This window comes from Paraburkholderia sp. D1E (assembly GCF_052682275.1).
In genome coordinates this window covers 6,400,083-6,418,147 of record NZ_JBQYMB010000001.1, presented here as the reverse complement: position 1 = coordinate 6,418,147, position 18,065 = coordinate 6,400,083, and the positions used below count along the sequence as shown (strand labels likewise).

Genomic DNA, 18,065 nt, shown 5'->3' with positions numbered 1-18,065 from the left:
TCCGTCGATACCTATACGTGTACCCTCACGTCTGATTCAAGTAATTCAAAATCATGAGGCTCACGGCTTCCCGCACACGCCTCTTCACGCTCAGGCATCTGCGCAATGATCTGTTGCCGTGGGCCATCGCACTTGCGGTCGGCATCGACTATTTCGACAACACGATCTTCTCGTTCTTCACGAGCTACATTGCCGGCGGCATCAACGCGTCGCCCGACGAACTGGTCTGGTCGTCGACCGCGTACGCGACCACATCCGTGCTCGGCATCGTCCAGCAACAGTGGCTGATCGAGCGACTTGGATTTCGCCGCTACCTCAGCGCCTGCCTGTTGATGTTTGCCGCGGGCTCACTGGCCGCGTCGCTCAGCGAGTCGTCGCTCGAACTTGCGATGGCGCGCGGCTTCCAGGGGTATTTCATTGGACCGATGCTGGGTACCTGCCGCATCCTGTTACAGACGTGTTTCCTGCCGCAGGAGCGCGCACCGGCCACGCGCATCTTCCTGACGATGATCCTGCTCGCCAGCGCGCTCGCCCCGATGATCGGAGGCTATCTCGTCGCGCATCTGGACTGGCGCGCACTATTCACCTGCTCGACAGTTGCGGGCACGGCGCTGGCCGTGTTCTCCTTCCTGGTCGTGCCGCACGTCGGCAAGCGGCGGCCCGAGCGGCGCAGCGCGACGCACCTGTGGCCCTACCTCGTGTTCGCGTCCGCGCTCGGCACGCTTCAGATCGTCACGCAGCAGATCCGTTTCGAGCAGTTCAGCACGTCGCCGCTACTGCTGTTCATGACCGTGGCCGGCGGATGTGCGCTCGGCTGGTTCGCATGGCAGCAATGGCATGATCCGAGGCCGCTCCTGCGCTTGAACGCGCTGCGTGAAGGCCCCTACCGGCTTGGCATCGTGCTGTATGCGTGCTACTACTTCATGAGCAATGCGATCGGTTACCTGATCTCGAGGCTGCTCCTGAGCGGCCTCGACTATCCGGTTGAAAACGCGGGCCGCCTGGTCGGACTCACGTCGCTCGCGTCGATTCCCATGGCGTTCGCCTACTTTCATTACGCGAAGCGCATTACGCGCAAGAAATGGCTGATCGTGCCGGGATTCCTGATGGCAGCATTCATCGGCATATGGGTCGAACACCTGCCGCCCGACGTCAGTACGCCGTGGCTCCTGCCGCCGCTAGTCATGCGCGGCTTCCTGCTGATGTTCATCGCGCTGCCGACCGCCAGCGTCGCGTTCCAGATCTTCTCGAACGACGAGTTCACGCACGGATACCGCTTCAAGAACATCGTCAAGCAACTGTCCTACTCGCTGTCGACGGCTTCCGTGATCATCCTGGAACAGCATCGCATGGCCGTCCATGAGACGCGTCTCAACGAGTTTGCGAGCCCGTTCAATCCGATCTTCCGAAACACGCTCGACACGCTGACTCGCGCGTTCGAGGCGCTAGGAAACGCAGCCGGCGACGCGCGCAACCTCGCGCTGGCGGAACTCGCTCGCGTCGCGGCACATCAGGCGAGCTTCATGAGCGTGCTGGACGGCTTTCACGTGATGATCGTGCTTGCGCTGCTGGGCGGCGCAATCGCGCTCGTCCAGCAGCAGATCAGGTGAGACCGTCGCCAGGCGTCACGCGTCAGGCAGTGCACATCGCCATCAGGTCGGCGGCCTGGAGGCGGGGATCCAGCTTCCGGAGCGCCGCGAGCAGCGCGCGGGCGCGGTCGTCGCCGAGTACGTCGACGGTCAACTCCATGAATTTCGCGTCCTGTTCACGCTCTGACATCGGGTTCGCCAGCGTGCCGATCGGATCTTCGACGAACACGTGCTCAGACTTGCCGTCGCGGAACTCGACCGTCACGTCGGCCACGAACTTGCCCGGATAGCCCGTCTCCAGCTCGGGGGCTTCGGTGATCTCGATGCCGCGCGCCGCTGCCAGAACGGGCCCCATGTCTACGTTGCCGTTCAGGTAGTCACGATGCGAGCGGTAGCCGTTGCCCTTGCCGAGCAGCGCGAACGCCATCTGCACCGGCAGGCTGTACTGCACGTGCTCGATATTCTTCGGCTCGAATGTATTGGCGTTAGCTGTGCCGACGACCACGTTGAAGGCCGGATGGATGCGCACCCGCACCTTCTCGATATCGGATCGGCGCTCGGCGAACGGACGGATCGCATCGATGTACGCATGCGTGCAGTAGCACGCGCAGTACGCCTTGAGCCAGACCGTGCCGATCTCGAACGGCTGCCCCGCTGCGAAACGCGCCTCGGCGTGCTCGCCGGCGCTGCGCTGCAGGAGCGTGCGGAAAAAGCCCTTGTTGCCGCTCAGGAACGCCCGTGGCCCTGTGATGCCAGCCTGCGCCATGTCGGCAGACACCATGCCGTTGCGCGTCCCGATTCCAGCATGCACGCGCTTGATCGAGCCGCCGGTGGAGCTGTACTCCGTGGTGCCGGATGCATGGCTCAACGCGATCGACAGCGCATGCAGCGTGGTCTCCGCGTCGAACTTGCGCAGTTTCGCCGCGACCGCTGCGGCACCGAAGTTAGACAGTACCGCATGCGGATGAAAACCGCGCTTGAGCAGATCGGGCGCCGCCAGCATGCCGATGCGGGTGTAGACCTCATAGCCGGTCACGAGCGCGGTGAGAACCTCTTCGAGGCTAGAACCCAGTTCTTCGCCGATCGCCAAGGCGGCGGGAATCACACAACTGCCAGGATGGCTGGCGCTGACGCCATGTGCGTCGTCGTACTCGAAACCATGGCCATACGAGGCGTTGACGAACGCGGCGTCCGGCGCACTCATCGCAAGCTGGCTGGCGGATACCCGGCTGCGCCCCGGAAGCTGGCGAGCGCGGGCGTACGCCAACAATTGGTGAGACCAGGGCATCTGCGAGGTGCCGATCTGCAGCGCGAGCTGATCGCGAATCAGCCGGTTCAGCCCGGCGTGCGCCGCGTCATCCAGTTGATCGAATGTGAACGCCTGGATGAAGCGGACAACCGCCTGTTCCAGCGGCGGGCAATTGAGCGGCACGGTCGAGTCTGCCACGGGGGTAGTCATGATGTAGTCTCCTTGGAAGAGCGCCGCGCGACCGGTCGCGAACGCACTTCGATAACAGTGAAATTGGTCGCGTATATGCGTCAGAACGTAAATACGCCTTTGCCTGAAGCTTGGCCATCGAATTGGCGATATGCTTCGTCGGCCTGCTCGAGCCGCCAGTAGTCGGTAAACAGCTTGTCCACTTCGACACCGTGATCGGCGATGAAGTGTGCGCAATCCTTCATGGCAACTTCAGAGAACGTATAGGACCCGATCACAGTGCGTTGCTTGCCGATCAGATCCTTCATCGCATCGACGGTAAAACTGCCGCCGACGGCCACCAGCGCAATCTTGCCCCACGGCCGGGTCGAACGCACCGCCTGCTGCCGGGGCACCTCCCCGCCGGCGCAATCCATCGCACAACTCACGCCTTTGCCGCCGGTAAGCTTGAGAATCTCGGCCACCGGGTCCAGTTTGCTGCCGTCGATCGCGTGAGCGACCCCGAACTCTTTGGCGCGGCTGACGCGGTCGGCCGAGATGTCGACGCCGATCACCTCGACACCCATCGCCGCGGCGAGTTGAGCGGCCGACAGGCCGACGGGGCCGAGCCCGAACACCGCCAGCGTGTCGCGCGCGCTGATGTCGAGGCGCAGCAGCGCACCATAGGCAGTGCCGGTTCCGCAGGACACAGCGGCGCCCCCCGCGAACGACATCTCCTCCGGCAAATGAACGAGCGACGAAACGGGTACTTTCAGGTAGTCGGCATGGCCACCGTGCGCGATCACGCCGTGAATCGTGGCCCCCTGGTCGCATAACTGGGTCCAGCCGGTGCGACACGAATCGCAGTGCTTACAGCCTTCGTAATGAAACACCGTCACTCGATCGCCGACCTTGAACAGCCGCGAGTCCACCCCCGCGCCAACGGCGGCGATCACCCCGCAGGGCTCATGACCGCCGATGACCGGTGCGCGCTCGTCGATACCGCGCGACGCCAGGTCCTTGAAACCCAACGACCGGATCACCTCCGCCGGTTCGTTCCGATAGAAATGCAAATCGCTGCCGCACATGCCCGAAGCCTTCATCTCGATCACGGCTTCGCCCGGCCCTGGGGTCGGGTCGGGAAATTGCATCAGCTCCAGCTTGCGATCCCCTTTGAATACCACGCCTCGCATGTCTACTCCTGACAAGTCGAATCTGAATGGATGAACCGGTCCCGGATCACATCCGCAGCATCACGGCCTTCACCTGCGTGTACGCGTCGATGGAATCCTGCCCGAATTCGCGCCCCCAGCCCGATTGCTTGTAACCGCCGAACGGCATCGCAGGATCGGCCTCGCCATAGGTGTTGATCCATACGCGCCCCGCCTTGAGCGCACGCGCGACCTTGTGCGCACGCCCGATGTCGCGCGTCCATACGGCTGCCGACAGACCGTACGTGGTGTCGTTGCCCTGGAACACAGCGTCTTCCTCGTCCCGAAACGGGATGACGGATAACACGGGGCCGAAGATTTCCTCCCGGGCGATGCGCATGTCGTTGGTCACGCCGCCGAACACAGTCGGCTCGACGAAGTAGCCTTCGCCCGTCCATTGCGCGCCGCCGGCGCGCAGCGACGCGCCGGCGGACTGGCCGGCGTCGATGTACGAGCGCACCCGGTCACGCTGCGTGGCCGAGATCAGCGGGCCAAGCTTCGTGTCCGCCGCAAGCGGATCACCGACCTTGTAGGTCGAGGCAAGGCTCACCACGCGTTCCGATACCTCGTCGTACACGCTCTCGTGGACGAACAGCCGCGTACCCGCCGAGCACACCTGGCCGGAATTTCCGCAGAAGGTCTTGACCGCGGCCTGGATGGCCTTGTCGAGATCGGCGTCGGCGAAGATCACGTTCGGCGCCTTGCCGCCGAGTTCCAGCGTCACCTTCTTCAGGTTCGACGTGGAGGCCTGCACGATCTGCTTGCCGACGGCCGTGGAACCCGTGAAGGCGATCTTGTCGACGTCGGGATGCAACGAGAGCGCCGCGCCGGCCGTGACGCCGAAGCCCGGCAGTACATTGATCACGCCCGGCGGCAGATCCGTCTCCTCGACGAGTTCCGCCAGACGCAAGGAACTCAGGCAGGCCAGATCGGCAGGTTTAAGCACCAGCGTGTTGCCGCAGCACAGCGCGTTTGCCAGCTTGATGGAGGCCATCAGGACCGGGACGTTCCACGGGATGATCTGTCCACACACGCCGAGCGGCTCGCGCAGGGTGTAGACGAAGCCGGATGCATCCGACGGGATCGTGCTACCCAGGATCTTCGAACACCATCCAGCGTAGTACCGGAAAATGTCGACCGACGCGGCGACGGCGGCCTTGCTGTACCACAGGGGCATACCGTTATCGAGCGTCTCGATCGCCGCGAGTTCGCCGGCGTGCCGCTCGACCTGATCCGCCATGCGCAGCAGCGCACGAGTACGCGCGTGCGGGCTCATTCCCACCCAGGACGATTTGTCGAATGCCAGGCGCGCGGCTGCCACCGCTGCGTCGACGTCCGCGCTGTCAGCTTCCGCCACATGGCAAAGCAGTGCCTCCGTCGCCGGATTCACAACCTTAAAGGTCCTGCCCGATGCAGCCTCCACCCAGCGCCCGCCGATAAGCAGACGTTTGGGGCCCGCGCCGATCCACGCTCGCGCTTTGGTTACACCGGCATCGGCGTCGCTTGCCGCGGCATGCGTCGCTACGGTGTCCTTGTTCATGCTTTCTCCTTGTTCAGTTCAATCGGCCAGCGCCAGACCTTCGTTGAGGATCCCGGTCGAGTGCCCCCCTCGCAGCGCGCCACGCCCCGATCGGTCGAACGACAACGCGAAATTTTCTTACGAACGTTAGATAGCTTAGGTGTCATGCGAAGGACCGTCATGAGTGATAGTCCCTACGTCTGCAGAATTGAAACACCGATGGCTGGTTCCGCGTTGGATCGAGCGATTAGATTCCGTACTTCGACACGATCCGGCGGACACTCGCCGGTGCGAAATCAGGCAACCCTCGAGACGAAGGGTCAGATGCGATAGACGCGCGACGCGTTGCCGCTCAGCATCGCCCTCCGCTCATCGGCGGAATAGCCGGCGACCGCATTGCGATAAGTGTCGATGATTTGGCCGTAGGTCTTCATATATAGCGAATCGACCGGCCAGTTCGAGCCGAAGAAACATCGATCCGCACCGAACGCCTTTACCATGCGCCGGACTAGCAGGCGAATCCGCTCGGGTGTGCACGCGTGATCGATCATTCCAAATCCCGACATCTTGCAAACGACGTTCTTCCGTTCGGCCAGACGTGACAGCGCGCGCTGCCATTCATCGAGGTAAGCATCGTCCGTCTGCATCGGGATGCCGCAGTGTTCGATCACAATGCGCGTGTCCGGAAAATCATCCGCGAGTTTCCCGACTGAGTCGAAGCAATTGCTCCATATCGACGCGACCTCATAGATCAGGCCGCGCTCGGCAAGCGCGGCAAATCCCTTTCTGAACGTGACGGACGACGCCTCGTCCGCCGCGAACAAGCGCCGCACGCCGCGAAAAGACGGAAACGCGCAATGGCGATCGAGCACCGATTCCACATCCGGCGACGTCAGATCCGCGTGCCCGATGATGGCGAGCGGGATCGACTGCTGATCGGCCACGCTCTGGATCCATCCGGTTTCCTCCGGCGGATCGGAACCGAATGCAGCCTCGATGTGGATGGCCTTCGTCAGCCCGGAAGGAAGCGAATCCGCCAGAAATTCCTCCGGCGGATAGTCCTTGTCGAGCGCCCGGTAATCGCCCAGCAATTGGCTCACTTCGGTGCTGTACTGATCGAGCCAGCTATAGCCGAGCCGGCGCCGATTGAAAATATGGAAATGGGCATCAACCCATTGGTCTTCGGTTGCTTCCATCATGGCGTGTCCTGTCGTTGCATCAACGTCGAAATGGACTATTGAAGTTCCACATTCATCCGGGTTATTTGCGATTGTTAATCAACCTAACGATTGGTAGATTGATTGACGAAGGAAAAAGCCACCATCCGGTTTAACCCTCATGAACACGGATGGAAGACCCCATCACACCTTAAGGAACACCGAATGAACGCTGAATCTGCACATGACTCTCCGCGCGACTGGATGATCCATTCGCGCATCAAAGGCCTGACCGCGCTTGTCGTAGGCGCCGGTAGCGGCATGGGCGAAGCCAGCGCGAAGGCGTTCGCGGCAAACGGCGGCTCGGTGGTCGTCGCCGACCTGCGTGCCGGGCAAGCCGAACGCGTCGCGAACGAGATCGCGCAGCACGGCGGAAGCGCAATCTCGCTCGGCCTTGACGTCTCGAAGCAGGTGGACATTGACGCGGCGATCGACAAGACGCTCGAGCACTTCGGCAAACTCGATGTCGTGATCAACACCGCCGCGCTGGTACGTTCCGGGATGCTCGAGGACGTTTCGATTGATGAATGGCGCAGCGGCTTCCAGGTCAACGTGGACGGCGCGCTGATGCTCGCGCGCAGCGCCCTGCCGCATCTGAAGAAGAGCCCGCACGCGGCCGTCGTCAATACCGCTTCGCTAGCCGGTGTGCACGGCTATTCGCAGGGCGGCGCCTACGGTCCGAGCAAGGCCGCGCTCATCACGTTGAGCCGTCAGATGGCACACGAATGGGCGTCGTACGGCGTGCGCGTGAACGTCGTACTGCCCGGCGTCATCGACACGCCAATGGCGCGCGGCTCCGTGCCGCAGGAGATTCTCGACCAGCTAGCCACGATGCTGCCGATGAGCCGCGTGGGCCGGTCTGACGAAGTCGCAGACCTCATCGTGTACCTGGCCTCGCCGGCAGCCAGCTACATCACCGCCCAGGCGATCGCGTGCGACGGCGGTATGTCGCACATGATGTTCGCCAAGCCCATGGGCAAATCCGCGTCGTAATTTCGTGGTGCCGTCCGCGACGATCGCGTGGACGGTGCCACACTTCGCTCAAAGCTGTGATCCGATTGCCACAAAAAGAATCGCAATATTTGTTCCGCCCGGCAAAATCCGCTAACCAATCGTCTCCAGTTCGGCGTGAGTACGATGTCGAAGAATTTCCCCACTTTCGCACTCTAAAAATACGCGGCCAGACATTTTGCTGCGCATAACAACCGATATTCAGAGCCACCCCATTCGAAAGATAGATTGAAGTACGGAACGCTTCAATCCGCCGAATGGATCGACACAAATATGCGCAGTTTCGATGCGGGTTAGACCCAATGGAGATACGACTCCACGCATCGCATTCTACCGAACGTTAGATTAATTGACGCTTAAACAGTGTGAACAAAAGCTGTCACGCGTATCGGCGCAGGACTAGATTCATCACCAGCAAATTTCGCCTCCGTCAACTTTTAGATTCGGATACCAAAATGAATTTTCGCCGGCCGCCGCGATCCCGCTTGCTCGTTGACCTGAGGTATCGGCTGCCCAGTCGCTTTCTGGTCGCCTGGGTGGCGCTGATCGCTGTGGGGCTCGTGGCTGCCGTAACGACACCTGCAACCTACGCGGAACCATCGATCAATCTCATCACGGCTGTCACGGGTGTTCTTCTCCTGGCGAGCCTGGGTCAGCTTCTGGTGGTCACATTGGGATCTATTGACCTGTCGGTCGGATCGCTGATGACCCTCGGCGCTGCGGTGAACGTGCACTACCTCGGCAGTTTCGGCGGCTCTGGATCGTTCCTCGTGGCGGTCGTTCTGTGCATGGGTATCAGCCTGCTCAGTGGGACTCTCATCACCCTTTTCCGTCTGAACTCGCTGATCGTCACCCTTGCCGTCAATACGATCGTCGGCGCCACGCTCGTGCTATGGATGGGACAGACGTTTTCGAGCGACGGACAGGCGCCCGCGTGGCTGCGAAAGCTGGCCACCCGCTACTTTTTCAACGTCAGCGCGATTTTCGTGGTCGCCATCGTGCTGTCGGCACTCACTGCCGCGGCACTCCTTCTTACCCGGCCCGGACGTCAATTGGTGGCGACCGGAACCAACCGGCGCGCTGCACGGGTCCTGGGTGTGCGGGTCAACCTGATCTCGCTGATCACCTTTGCGGTCGCGGGCGCCTTCTACGCTACCGCAGGCACCCTGCTGGCGGGATTCGTGCGTGTGCCCAATGCCGATCTGGGGATGCCGTACATGTTGACGACGGTGACAGCCGTAGGCGTGGCCGGCGCGCTGTTCTCCGGTGGCCCCGCCAGTGCGTCGTCGCTGATTGCTGGCTGCCTGCTTCTGCAAGTCCTGGATCAGGCGCTCGCGATCCAGAACTTCAGCCCAGGCGTGCGCCTGATGGTTCAAGGGGTCGTGCTGATCCTGGCGGTCGCCGCGAACACGCTTGCCCTGCTCGCCCGGCAAGGGTGGCAGCGTCTGCCGATGTTCGGCATCTTCGCCGGCAAGAAGTAATGGATGTGTTTCCCTTGCTCGCTCGCCAGTTCGGCCCGTAGCTTGGGATCGTCCATCAATTAAAAACTCAATCGACAGTATGGAGACAAGCAATCGTGAACAAGACATCTGCACTCGTCACACTGAAGTGCTCAACCAGGCATTGGACTTTATTGCTGGCGGCGGCATTCACCTTGACCCTTTCGACAACCGTGGTCATGGCGCAGAGCACCATCCCCCCGACCGACACTGCAACCCTGCATAAGGTTGCGACAGAAGTTCTGAACCCGACCGTTGACGTCAGCGCGCTGGCACCGGAGATCCAGAAAATATTCATGGCAGGATCGGTGCCGCTGACCGGCGCCCAGCGCGCGATCTTTGACAAGTGCATGGCCAGTACCGCGTGCGAGACGGGCCAGGGAAAGTACTCGCTCTTCCTTCTTTCCGACCTGGCGCACCCTTACTTTAGCCAGTCACGCGCTGAGATCGTCACGTATGCCATCAAGAGCGGCGAAGTCGCCAGGATCGTCTATATGGACAGCGGCCCCGATCTCCAGAGGCACACAACCGACTGGCGCATCGCAATCGCACAGCGAGCGGATTTAATCGTACCCTGGTTCGCCACCGTGGCTAACCAGTTGGGACCGGTCATCCAGCAGGCGACGGCCGCAGGCGTTCCTGTCGTCAACGGGTCCAGCGAGCCCGAACCCAGTATCGCGAAGAATTTGACGGTACGGGTCCACTCCGATGTTTGCGGCATGTGGAAGTCGGCCGCGCCGACCCTCAAGAAGCGCCTTGCAGACGAGGGCGTCACAAAGTTCACCTACGCCATGTTCACCGGTATCCCGGGCAATCCCTCTGCCCATATCTGGCAGCCGTGCGCCGAAAAAGCGCTGGATACTGCAGGCTTCACAAAAGTGTTTGACGGGACGACGAACTGGACCCCGCAGGGGACTGTCCAGGCGGCCGCTGCGCTGCGGGCATCTGGCAAGAAGCCCGCGCTGATCGCCTACGACGAGTCGGCAACAGATTTCATCAACGCCTACACTGCCGCCGGCGACCACGACATCCCGACCATTGTGCTCAGTGGTAGCAGCACACACGGTTCGTTACTGGCGTACAAGGAAGCGTGGAAGAACGGGTTCAAGCCAGACGTATTCGTGATGCCCAATAATTCATGGATGATGGTTATCCCCCTTGTGGTGGGGCTGGAAATCCGGGACGGCAAGAAACCATCCTCGACGCTGATCAACTATCCCATGGAAATTATCAATATTGCTGACGTGATCAAGCAAGAGGACCTCGCACTGCCCGAAGTCACACTTAACGGCAGTCTGCTCGAAGGGCAAGACACGGTCATGGCGCTGAAGTATTGAGCCACTCAAGCGGCCACGGCCGGGTCTCCCCCGAGACCCGGCCGTGGCTCGGTATCGCGGGAGGAGACTTTGAATGAATATTGAAAACGCTTCCGCCTTCTCGCAGGCTCAGTCATCCAGAATTGGTCAACGAGACGGGGGCATGAGCGCGGAAAGAGTGGTGCTCAGATTGTCCGGGATAACCAAGACGTTTCCCGGTGTGGTTGCCTTGAACAGGGTGGACTTTGCGTGCCGCGCGGGAGAGGTCCACGCGTTGGTCGGGGAGAACGGTTCGGGGAAATCTACCCTCATCAAAGTGGCCGCCGGAATCGTTGTTCCCGATTCCGGTACGGTCCAGATCGGCGATATGACCCTGAAGATAGGCGACCCGCGCGAGTCACGCCGATGCGGGCTGATGACCGCCTATCAGGATACCTCACTAATTGGCAGCCTGACGGTCGCCCAGAACATTGAAGTCTCCTTTCACATTCTCGGTGAACCGACGCCTGAGGATCTTAGGAGTGTCCTCGCCCGCTATAAGCTTCCATTCGGACCGGGCGACACCGTAAGCTCGCTCGGCCCTGGCGGGCGTCAGATTCTCGAGGTCGTCCGGGCGATGCTGCACTCCCCAAAAGTGCTGGTGCTTGATGAGCCGACGGCCGCCCTCGATATGCAGACAGCCGCGCAGATCCATGACCTCATCATGCTTGCCCGGGACGCCGGAATGGCCATCATCTTCGTGAGCCATCGACTTGAAGAGGTGCGCCGGTTGGCCGACCGCCTCACAGTCATCCGTGACGGTGTCATCCAGGGGACCCATACGCAAATGAACTGGCAGGTCGAAGAGATCGTGGAGCTGATGGTCGGCGCACCGGTCGGACTGGAGTTTCCTTTGCGATGCAGCAAGACAACCGTCGGCACACCGCTTCTTGATGTGCGCAATATCGAAGGTCCCGGATTCGGTCCAGTCTTGATCACGGTTCACGCCGGCGAGATCGTCGGCGTCGCGGGTGCCGAGGGCAATGGCCAACGGAACCTTCTTCGCGGAATCATCGGGATCGACCGCAAGGCCGGTTCCGTGCATCTGGACGGCAAGGTACTTGCAGCAACTCCGGCGGCGGCGCTGCAAGCAGGCATCAGTTTTCAAAGCGGTGACCGCGCAGCTGAATCAATTTTCCCAGCTATGTCGATCCTGGACAACAGCACTCTGCAGTTGGGCCGGGATGCTGGTCCTGCCTGGTTGGCGCTGCGGCGATCTTTACTGCCCCGATACCGGGAAGCTGTCGCCAGGCTCGGTATCGTTACGGCATCGCCATACCAGCCGATCGGTGCCCTATCGGGAGGCAACCAGCAAAAGGTTGTATTGTCGCGACCGATGTTGCGGGCGCCCAAGGTGCTCATCGTAGATGAGCCATGCCAAGGTGTCGACGCCAAGGCGCGTCTGGACATCTACGGTGTGTTGACGAACGCAGCGGAAGCCGGCGTCGGTGTCCTGCTCAATTCGTCCGACTCTTCGGAGCTGGCCGGTCTTTGCGATCGGGTCTACGTCATGGCCGACGGTGTCGTCATCGACGAGTTGCAAGGCCATTTCGGCGAGGCTGATATTGTGCAACGTTTCGTCAGCGCCAGCACCAGCTGGGAAACGAGCCCCAACGTTTCCCGGACTAAAACTCAATCCCGCCGCTTCGCGGCAGCGCTCTCTTCCCCACAGTTGCCGGTGCTTGTCCTCCTCTTGCTGCTTGCAGTTGTGAGCCTCTATACCACCAGTCAAGTCCCATTCTTCCTGACCTCATCGAACGTCGCGAACATGATGGTGTTGGGATTGCCCCTCATCTGTGCAGCCCTCGGCCAACAGTTCAATCTCATTACAGGCGGTATAGACATTTCCATCGGCGCCTCAATGACAATCGCGGTCTGTGTCGCCTCATTCGTCCTGTCGGACTACATCGCCGGATCCATCATTCAGGGCTTGCTACTCGTATCGGCCGTAGGTGTCGCCGTTGGTTTCATGAACGCATGCCTGACACTGTTTCTGAAGGTAAATGCCATCGTCGCCACCGTTGCGACAACAGGAATCCTGACGGGCATCGCCGTGCTTCTACGGCCACTACCGGCCGGTTCAATCTCACCCGAGTTGGCAACGAACACGGCAAGCGGCGTCGGTCCTGTCCCTTTCGTCTTCCTGGGCATCGTGGTAATCGGACTATTGCTGGATCTCTGGCTGCACCTGACGAGGTCCGGATTGTCTTGCCGTGCGGTGGGTCTTGATGCCGGGTCGAGCCAACGCATCGGCATCCGAACCAACCGCATCAAGACCATGGGCTACCTCGCCGCAGCACTGGGCGCAGCCGTCGCCGGTGTTTTCCTGTCCATGCAAGTCGGTATCGGAAGCAACAACGTGGGCCTCGACCTGGCAATTCCGACCTTCACTGCCTGCTTCCTCGGTGGTGCAACCCTGAACGGCGGTCGCGGCACGTTCCTAGGCGCTATGCTCGGGGCAATCTTCCTGACCGTGCTCCGCAATGCGACCCAGTTTCTCGGGGTGCCCAATGCCGTGAGTCAGTTGTTGTACGCGGGGATTCTGTTGATGGCGGTCGCTGCTTATGCACTGGCGAACGACGGACGTAGGACAGCCAGGACCCGCCCCAAGCTGCCACAAAATATTCAGTAATGCAAAGACGATTTGAAAACGAAACTGTGATCTGGTTACCACAGATCGAGTCGAAATATTTGTTCCACGCCGCAAATCTCACTAACGAATCGTCGCCGAGGCGGCATGCGTACGATATCGAAGAATCCCCCTCTTCCTCCCTCTGAAAGTTCGCGACCAGACAGTTTGTTCCGCATAGCAAATGACATTCCGGACCGCCCGATTCGAAAGTTAGATTGAAGTACGGAACGCGCCGATTCACCCAATGGATCGGCACAAACACACACAGTTTCGATGCGGGTTAAACCCAATGGAGATTCGACCGCACGCACCGCATTCTACCTAACGTTAGGTTAATTTGAGTTTGAACCGCTAAACAAAAAAACTGCCACATGCATCGATGCATGACTGGATTCATCAATAACAAATTTCACTTCCGCAACCTGTTAACTTCGGATACCAAAATGATTTTTTGTCGGTCGCCCCGCTTTTCCCCGAAGAAATCGATACTCGCACTCGCCATATCGCTTCTTCCCGCGTGTGCGTGGGCACAGAGCAGCGTCACGCTCTACGGCACGCTGGATGTGGGCGTACTGTTCACGAACAAAACGCTCAACTCGGCAACTGGCGGCAACGGCGGCAAGCAGGTCAGCCTCATCAGCTCCGGGCTGGTACCGACCAACTTCGGACTTCAGGGGCAGGAGGATCTGGGCGGCGGACTGAAGGCGACGTTCAAGCTGGAGAGCGGTGTCAGCCTCGTCAACGGCGGCTTCGACAACAGTAACGGCAATCTGTTCGGCCGACAGGCTTGGGTGGCGCTCAACGGCGGTTTCGGCGAACTGAAGGCCGGTGTGCAGTATTCGCCGTTCGTACTGGCTATCTACGAGGCCGATCCGCGCAACGCGGGGCAGTTCGGCACCGCGTTCTCGGTGTACGCCGACAATACCTTCACGGGCACGTTCAACCCGAACGCGATTACCTATACGAGTCCGAGTATCGGGGGATTTTCCGCGAGCGTGATGTACGCGTTGGGTGGCATGGCGGGAGACTTCCGGGCGGGACAGCAGTACTCAGTCAGCGCGCGCTACGGGTACGGCGGACTGGTCGTGAACGCTGCGATGTACACCTCAACCTCCGGAAACAGCGCGGCCGGGCTGACGACGTTTCAGCAGCCGTTCTCGGGGCGCATGATCGGCGCAGGCTACAACTTCGGTCCGTTCACGGTCAAGGGATCCTTCACCAGCTACAAGATTCCCACGACCGTCACCAACGGCGTCGTGAGCGGCGGCGGCAACAACGTCTGGAACCTCGGCTTCGATTACTATCCGATCCCGACTCTCGACATCAATTCGGGCGTCTGGTATTCCGTGGATCCGCACAACTCGGACACCCATGGCATTCTCGGCGCGCTGACGGGAAGATATTTCCTGTCGAAATCGACGTCGCTGTATGTGGAGGTCGGCGTGGCGAACAACCACGGCCGCGAGAATCTCGGGCTGTCTATCGACAATGCACTATACGGCCCGCCGGGGACGACCGTCGGCACCGTCATCGGGATCAACAAACAGTTCTAGTCATTCGGGTCTAATGCTCGTAGCGGTGGAGGACAACCACGTCTTCCTCCATCGCCGAACCGCGCGCGAGCGTAACGTGACAGAGCCGGCGAATTTCTCATTCTCCCGACGCTGCCTGGAACCGCCAGCGTCGCATAGTCACGACGAGGCGGCTGCCTCCAGCTTACGACCACTGCGCCGCGGCTTGGCGACAGGTCTCACGCCCTCGAAGAACATAGTGCAGAGCTGATCCGCGACTTTGTCCAGCGTGCCCTTCTTCGGATTAAACCACGTCTGGACGGAGTTGATGCAGCCCAGGACGAACACGCGGCACAGCGCGATATCGACATCTTCGCGCAAAAAACCTTCGGCGCGCAGGTCGTCGAACACCCCGGACCAGAGTTGCTGATGCCGCTCGCGTCGCTTGACCTGACGCTCCCGCACATTGTCCGGCAGTTGGGTCAGTAGCCGGCCGTGCGCCAGCGCGTAGTCGCCGAACTTGACCAGCGCGCTCATCTGCCCAATCAGCGCCGCCTTGAAGCGATCCTCGGCGGTCGCGTCGGGCGACAATGCGTCGAAATGTTCCTTGATGTGTTGCACGATGCTGTCCGCGCCGTGCTCCATCACGACGTCAACCAACTCTTCCTTCGACGCAAAGTGATAATAGATGCTCGCCGCCTCGATGCCCGCCTGGTCCGCAATGGCGCGCATCGTGGTCGCCGCATACCCCTGCGTTGCAAAGGAGCGCGCCGCCAATCGCAGGAGGTTTTCCCGGGTATCCGCACTGGGATTTACATTTCGTTTTCGCACGTATATCCGCCACACAATCTAATGTTTGGGAGGTTATCGTACTTTTGTCATGCAAGCTAGTTAGCGTAATCGCCGACGGCAGACGGCGCGGCGTGCGGGCGACAGTGCAAACAGTCGCGCACCGGAGCGAGCGTCCCGCCGACGCGCCGGATCACGGCGGCCCGGACAGGCACAATGCCGATTTGTCGGCCATCAACGCCTCCGGCACGAATTCCCGAAGGAATTCGACGAACGTCCTGATCTTCGCATCGAGGTATTGGCGCGACGCGTACAGTACGTAAGCGGTCAGTTTCTGCAAATGATATTCAGGCAGCACGCGGATCAGTGCCCCGCTGCGCAGCGCCGGCAACGCCGTCGCCATGGGCAGTGCGCCGATGCCGACGCCCTCCCGCAGCGCTACTCCGAGCGCATCGACCACATTCACCTGAAAGTCTGCTGGCGAAAACTCGAACGTTTCGTGGCCACTGGGTCCCTCCAGATGCCAGCGATCGCGCGGAAACACGGATGAGACAATCTGCAGACATGAGTGTCCGCGAAGCTCCTGCACCTTACGAGGCGTGCCATGTTCGCTCAGATAGGCCGGCGCCGCGCATAGCACGTTATACACATCGCCGAGCCGGTGCGATACGAAGCCAGAATCGGGAAGATCCGACATGCTCAATTGAAGCGAAACGTCATAGCCTTCGTCGAGGAGGTCGGGCACATGCTGCGACAACGTCAGCTCGACGGCTACCGAAGGATTGCGTTCCCGATAGCGCATGACCGCCGGCAAGACATACGTCTGGCCAAAGCTCGTGGTCGCGTGCACCTGCAACTTTCCGGACGGCCGGACCTGCGCATCCGCGGCTTCTGCCTCGGCCTCCTCGATATAGGCGAGAATCCGCTCGCATCGCTCGAGATAGCGCTGCCCTGCCTCGGTGAGCACGACGCGGCGCGTGCTGCGATTAAGCAGGCGCGTGCGCAGATGCGCCTCCAGTTGCGCGATAGATCGCGACGCATTGGCGTTAGTGATATTCAGGCGTTGAGCTGCTCCCGTGAAGCTGCCTTCCTCTGCAATGCGAACAAATATTCGCATCATTTGTAGCGTATCCATTGATCCTATCCCTACGAATTTTGCTCGATAAACGCCCGCCGTCGATCGATCACAGTACGGAACATCGTGATCGCCGACGTTGACACAGTTGCCGCCGCCGGCGAAGTTTGGGGAGGACGCGCAGAGCGCCGCTGGTCTCGGCTTCCTCGTCCACACGCCATCAGCCTTGTCCATTCGCGCGACGCCCAGCCGGAGGTCCCGCCGCCGCACGCCAATCATATGTCGTGCCTACCCAGCCATGAGGATCAAAATGAAAGCAGGAACCCGCCTTCCGGGCACCCCGGAGCCGATGTACATGTGGAAAGGTTCCGGTAGCATCCGGCTCGCAGGCGATACATGGGGCCATCCCGACGGCCCGCTCGTCATCTTGCTGCACGGCGGCGGCCAGACCCGCCACGCATGGGGCGGAACCGGCGAATTGCTCGGCAAGACCGGCTATTTTGCCGTCGCCTACGATGCTCGTGGACATGGCGATTCCGACTGGTGTCCCGATGGCGATTACAGCCAGGACGCGCTGGTCCGGGATCTCCAGTGCGTCGTAGCGGCGCTCGGTGGACAACGGCCCGTGCGCGTCGGCGCCTCGCTGGGCGGAGGCACGAGCCTCGTTGCAACCGGTGAGCGCCACGTTGAGGCAAACGCGCTGATCCTCGTCGATATCGTGCCATACACCGAGCCCGCCGGCGTCGCCCGAATTCACACATTCATGCAGCAAAGCCCTGACGGATTCGGCTCACTCGCGGAAGTCGCCGACGCGATCAGCCAATACCGCCCGACTCAATCGCGCCCGCGCAATCTCGACGGTCTGTCCAAGAACGTCCGCTTGGGCGACGACGGACGCTATCGGTGGCATTGGGACCCTCAGTTCCTCGCCGGCCCCATCGATCTGCGCACGCGTCACGAGCGGTTCTCGGCTTGCGCGCGCGACCTGACGCTGGCGACGTTGCTGGTGCGCGGCGGCAGTTCCGACGTTGTCAGCGAAGCGGGTGTCCGCGAATTCCTCGAACTCTGCCCGCACTCGGAATACGTAAACGTCGTCGAAGCCGGACATATGGTGGCAGGCGACCGAAACGATGTGTTCGGGAAGGCGGCCGTTCAATTCCTCTCGCGCAATGCGCCGATTAACTCGCCCACGGGTGGTCCTGCCAAGCTGCTCGGGTTAGGTGCATAGGTCCGTACGCGG

General features: G+C 61.0%; 13 protein-coding genes. 7 read left to right on the top strand and 6 right to left on the bottom strand.

The features are described 5' to 3' along the window. The first annotated feature begins 53 nt into the window (after nucleotides 1-53). On the top strand, nucleotides 54-1,610 hold the full coding sequence (locus tag ACUN0E_RS28915) for an MFS transporter (protein WP_445568761.1): 1,557 nt from the start codon (nucleotides 54-56) through the stop codon (nucleotides 1,608-1,610). Nucleotides 1,611-1,632: 22 nt separating this feature from the next. On the opposite strand, the gene ACUN0E_RS28910 is transcribed toward ACUN0E_RS28915, so the two are convergent. The 4 genes from ACUN0E_RS28910 to ACUN0E_RS28895 all read right to left on the bottom strand — a co-directional run bounded on the left by ACUN0E_RS28910 (nucleotide 1,633) and on the right by ACUN0E_RS28895 (nucleotide 6,935). After that, complete coding sequence (locus tag ACUN0E_RS28910; protein WP_445568760.1) at nucleotides 1,633-3,048, bottom strand: MmgE/PrpD family protein; 1,416 nt, start codon at nucleotides 3,046-3,048, stop codon at nucleotides 1,633-1,635. Between the two features lie 80 nt (nucleotides 3,049-3,128). Further along, nucleotides 3,129-4,199 carry a zinc-dependent alcohol dehydrogenase family protein gene (locus ACUN0E_RS28905; protein ID WP_445568759.1) on the bottom strand — a complete coding sequence of 357 codons (1,071 nt, stop codon included), beginning with the start codon at nucleotides 4,197-4,199 and terminating at the stop codon, nucleotides 3,129-3,131. A 46-nt stretch (nucleotides 4,200-4,245) separates the two neighbouring features. Then, entirely contained in the window at nucleotides 4,246-5,757 is a 1,512-nt protein-coding gene (locus ACUN0E_RS28900; RefSeq protein ID WP_445568758.1) for an aldehyde dehydrogenase family protein, read from the bottom strand. A gap of 299 nt (nucleotides 5,758-6,056) precedes the next feature. Then, nucleotides 6,057-6,935 carry an amidohydrolase family protein gene (locus ACUN0E_RS28895; RefSeq protein WP_445568757.1) on the bottom strand — a complete coding sequence of 293 codons (879 nt, stop codon included), beginning with the start codon at nucleotides 6,933-6,935 and terminating at the stop codon, nucleotides 6,057-6,059. A gap of 183 nt (nucleotides 6,936-7,118) precedes the next feature. Between ACUN0E_RS28895 and ACUN0E_RS28890 the strand changes: the two genes are divergently transcribed. From ACUN0E_RS28890 to ACUN0E_RS28870, 5 genes are all read left to right on the top strand, one after another. Then, nucleotides 7,119-7,946 carry an SDR family NAD(P)-dependent oxidoreductase gene (locus ACUN0E_RS28890; RefSeq protein ID WP_445568756.1) on the top strand — a complete coding sequence of 276 codons (828 nt, stop codon included), beginning with the start codon at nucleotides 7,119-7,121 and terminating at the stop codon, nucleotides 7,944-7,946. Nucleotides 7,947-8,419: 473 nt separating this feature from the next. Next, the gene (locus ACUN0E_RS28885; RefSeq protein ID WP_445568755.1) at nucleotides 8,420-9,445 is read left to right on the top strand and encodes an ABC transporter permease; all 1,026 of its coding nucleotides are present in this window, start codon (nucleotides 8,420-8,422) and stop codon (nucleotides 9,443-9,445) included. A gap of 95 nt (nucleotides 9,446-9,540) precedes the next feature. Then, complete coding sequence (locus ACUN0E_RS28880) at nucleotides 9,541-10,800, top strand: sugar ABC transporter substrate-binding protein (RefSeq protein ID WP_445568754.1); 1,260 nt, start codon at nucleotides 9,541-9,543, stop codon at nucleotides 10,798-10,800. 73 nt (nucleotides 10,801-10,873) lie between these two features. Continuing rightward, complete coding sequence (locus tag ACUN0E_RS28875; RefSeq protein WP_445568753.1) at nucleotides 10,874-13,450, top strand: ATP-binding cassette domain-containing protein; 2,577 nt, start codon at nucleotides 10,874-10,876, stop codon at nucleotides 13,448-13,450. Between the two features lie 443 nt (nucleotides 13,451-13,893). Beyond that, a complete protein-coding gene (locus tag ACUN0E_RS28870) occupies nucleotides 13,894-15,003 on the top strand; it encodes a porin (protein WP_445568752.1) in 1,110 nt (369 codons plus the stop codon). Between the two features lie 138 nt (nucleotides 15,004-15,141). On the opposite strand, the gene ACUN0E_RS28865 is transcribed toward ACUN0E_RS28870, so the two are convergent. Together ACUN0E_RS28865 and ACUN0E_RS28860 are read right to left on the bottom strand one after the other, a co-directional pair. Next, the gene (locus ACUN0E_RS28865; RefSeq protein WP_445570535.1) at nucleotides 15,142-15,798 is read right to left on the bottom strand and encodes a TetR/AcrR family transcriptional regulator; all 657 of its coding nucleotides are present in this window, start codon (nucleotides 15,796-15,798) and stop codon (nucleotides 15,142-15,144) included. 145 nt (nucleotides 15,799-15,943) lie between these two features. Then, the gene (locus tag ACUN0E_RS28860) at nucleotides 15,944-16,885 is read right to left on the bottom strand and encodes a LysR family transcriptional regulator (RefSeq protein ID WP_445568751.1); all 942 of its coding nucleotides are present in this window, start codon (nucleotides 16,883-16,885) and stop codon (nucleotides 15,944-15,946) included. Nucleotides 16,886-17,180: 295 nt separating this feature from the next. Between ACUN0E_RS28860 and ACUN0E_RS28855 the strand changes: the two genes are divergently transcribed. After that, nucleotides 17,181-18,053, top strand: a complete 873-nt coding sequence (locus tag ACUN0E_RS28855) for an alpha/beta fold hydrolase (RefSeq protein WP_445568750.1) — start codon at nucleotides 17,181-17,183, stop codon at nucleotides 18,051-18,053. Nucleotides 18,054-18,065: the final 12 nt, after the last annotated feature.

Bases quoted from the DNA above. Each gene is read 5' to 3' on its own strand.
- ACUN0E_RS28915 (WP_445568761.1), top strand. From the start codon at position 54: ATGAGGCTCACGGCTTCCCGCACACGCCTCTTCACGCTCAGGCATCTG.
- ACUN0E_RS28910 (WP_445568760.1), bottom strand. From the start codon at position 3,048: ATGACTACCCCCGTGGCAGACTCGACCGTGCCGCTCAATTGCCCGCCG.
- ACUN0E_RS28905 (WP_445568759.1), bottom strand. From the start codon at position 4,199: ATGCGAGGCGTGGTATTCAAAGGGGATCGCAAGCTGGAGCTGATGCAA.
- ACUN0E_RS28900 (WP_445568758.1), bottom strand. From the start codon at position 5,757: ATGAACAAGGACACCGTAGCGACGCATGCCGCGGCAAGCGACGCCGAT.
- ACUN0E_RS28895 (WP_445568757.1), bottom strand. From the start codon at position 6,935: ATGATGGAAGCAACCGAAGACCAATGGGTTGATGCCCATTTCCATATT.
- ACUN0E_RS28890 (WP_445568756.1), top strand. From the start codon at position 7,119: ATGAACGCTGAATCTGCACATGACTCTCCGCGCGACTGGATGATCCAT.
- ACUN0E_RS28885 (WP_445568755.1), top strand. From the start codon at position 8,420: ATGAATTTTCGCCGGCCGCCGCGATCCCGCTTGCTCGTTGACCTGAGG.
- ACUN0E_RS28875 (WP_445568753.1), top strand. From the start codon at position 10,874: ATGAATATTGAAAACGCTTCCGCCTTCTCGCAGGCTCAGTCATCCAGA.
- ACUN0E_RS28870 (WP_445568752.1), top strand. From the start codon at position 13,894: ATGATTTTTTGTCGGTCGCCCCGCTTTTCCCCGAAGAAATCGATACTC.
- ACUN0E_RS28860 (WP_445568751.1), bottom strand. From the start codon at position 16,885: ATGGATACGCTACAAATGATGCGAATATTTGTTCGCATTGCAGAGGAA.
- ACUN0E_RS28855 (WP_445568750.1), top strand. From the start codon at position 17,181: ATGTGGAAAGGTTCCGGTAGCATCCGGCTCGCAGGCGATACATGGGGC.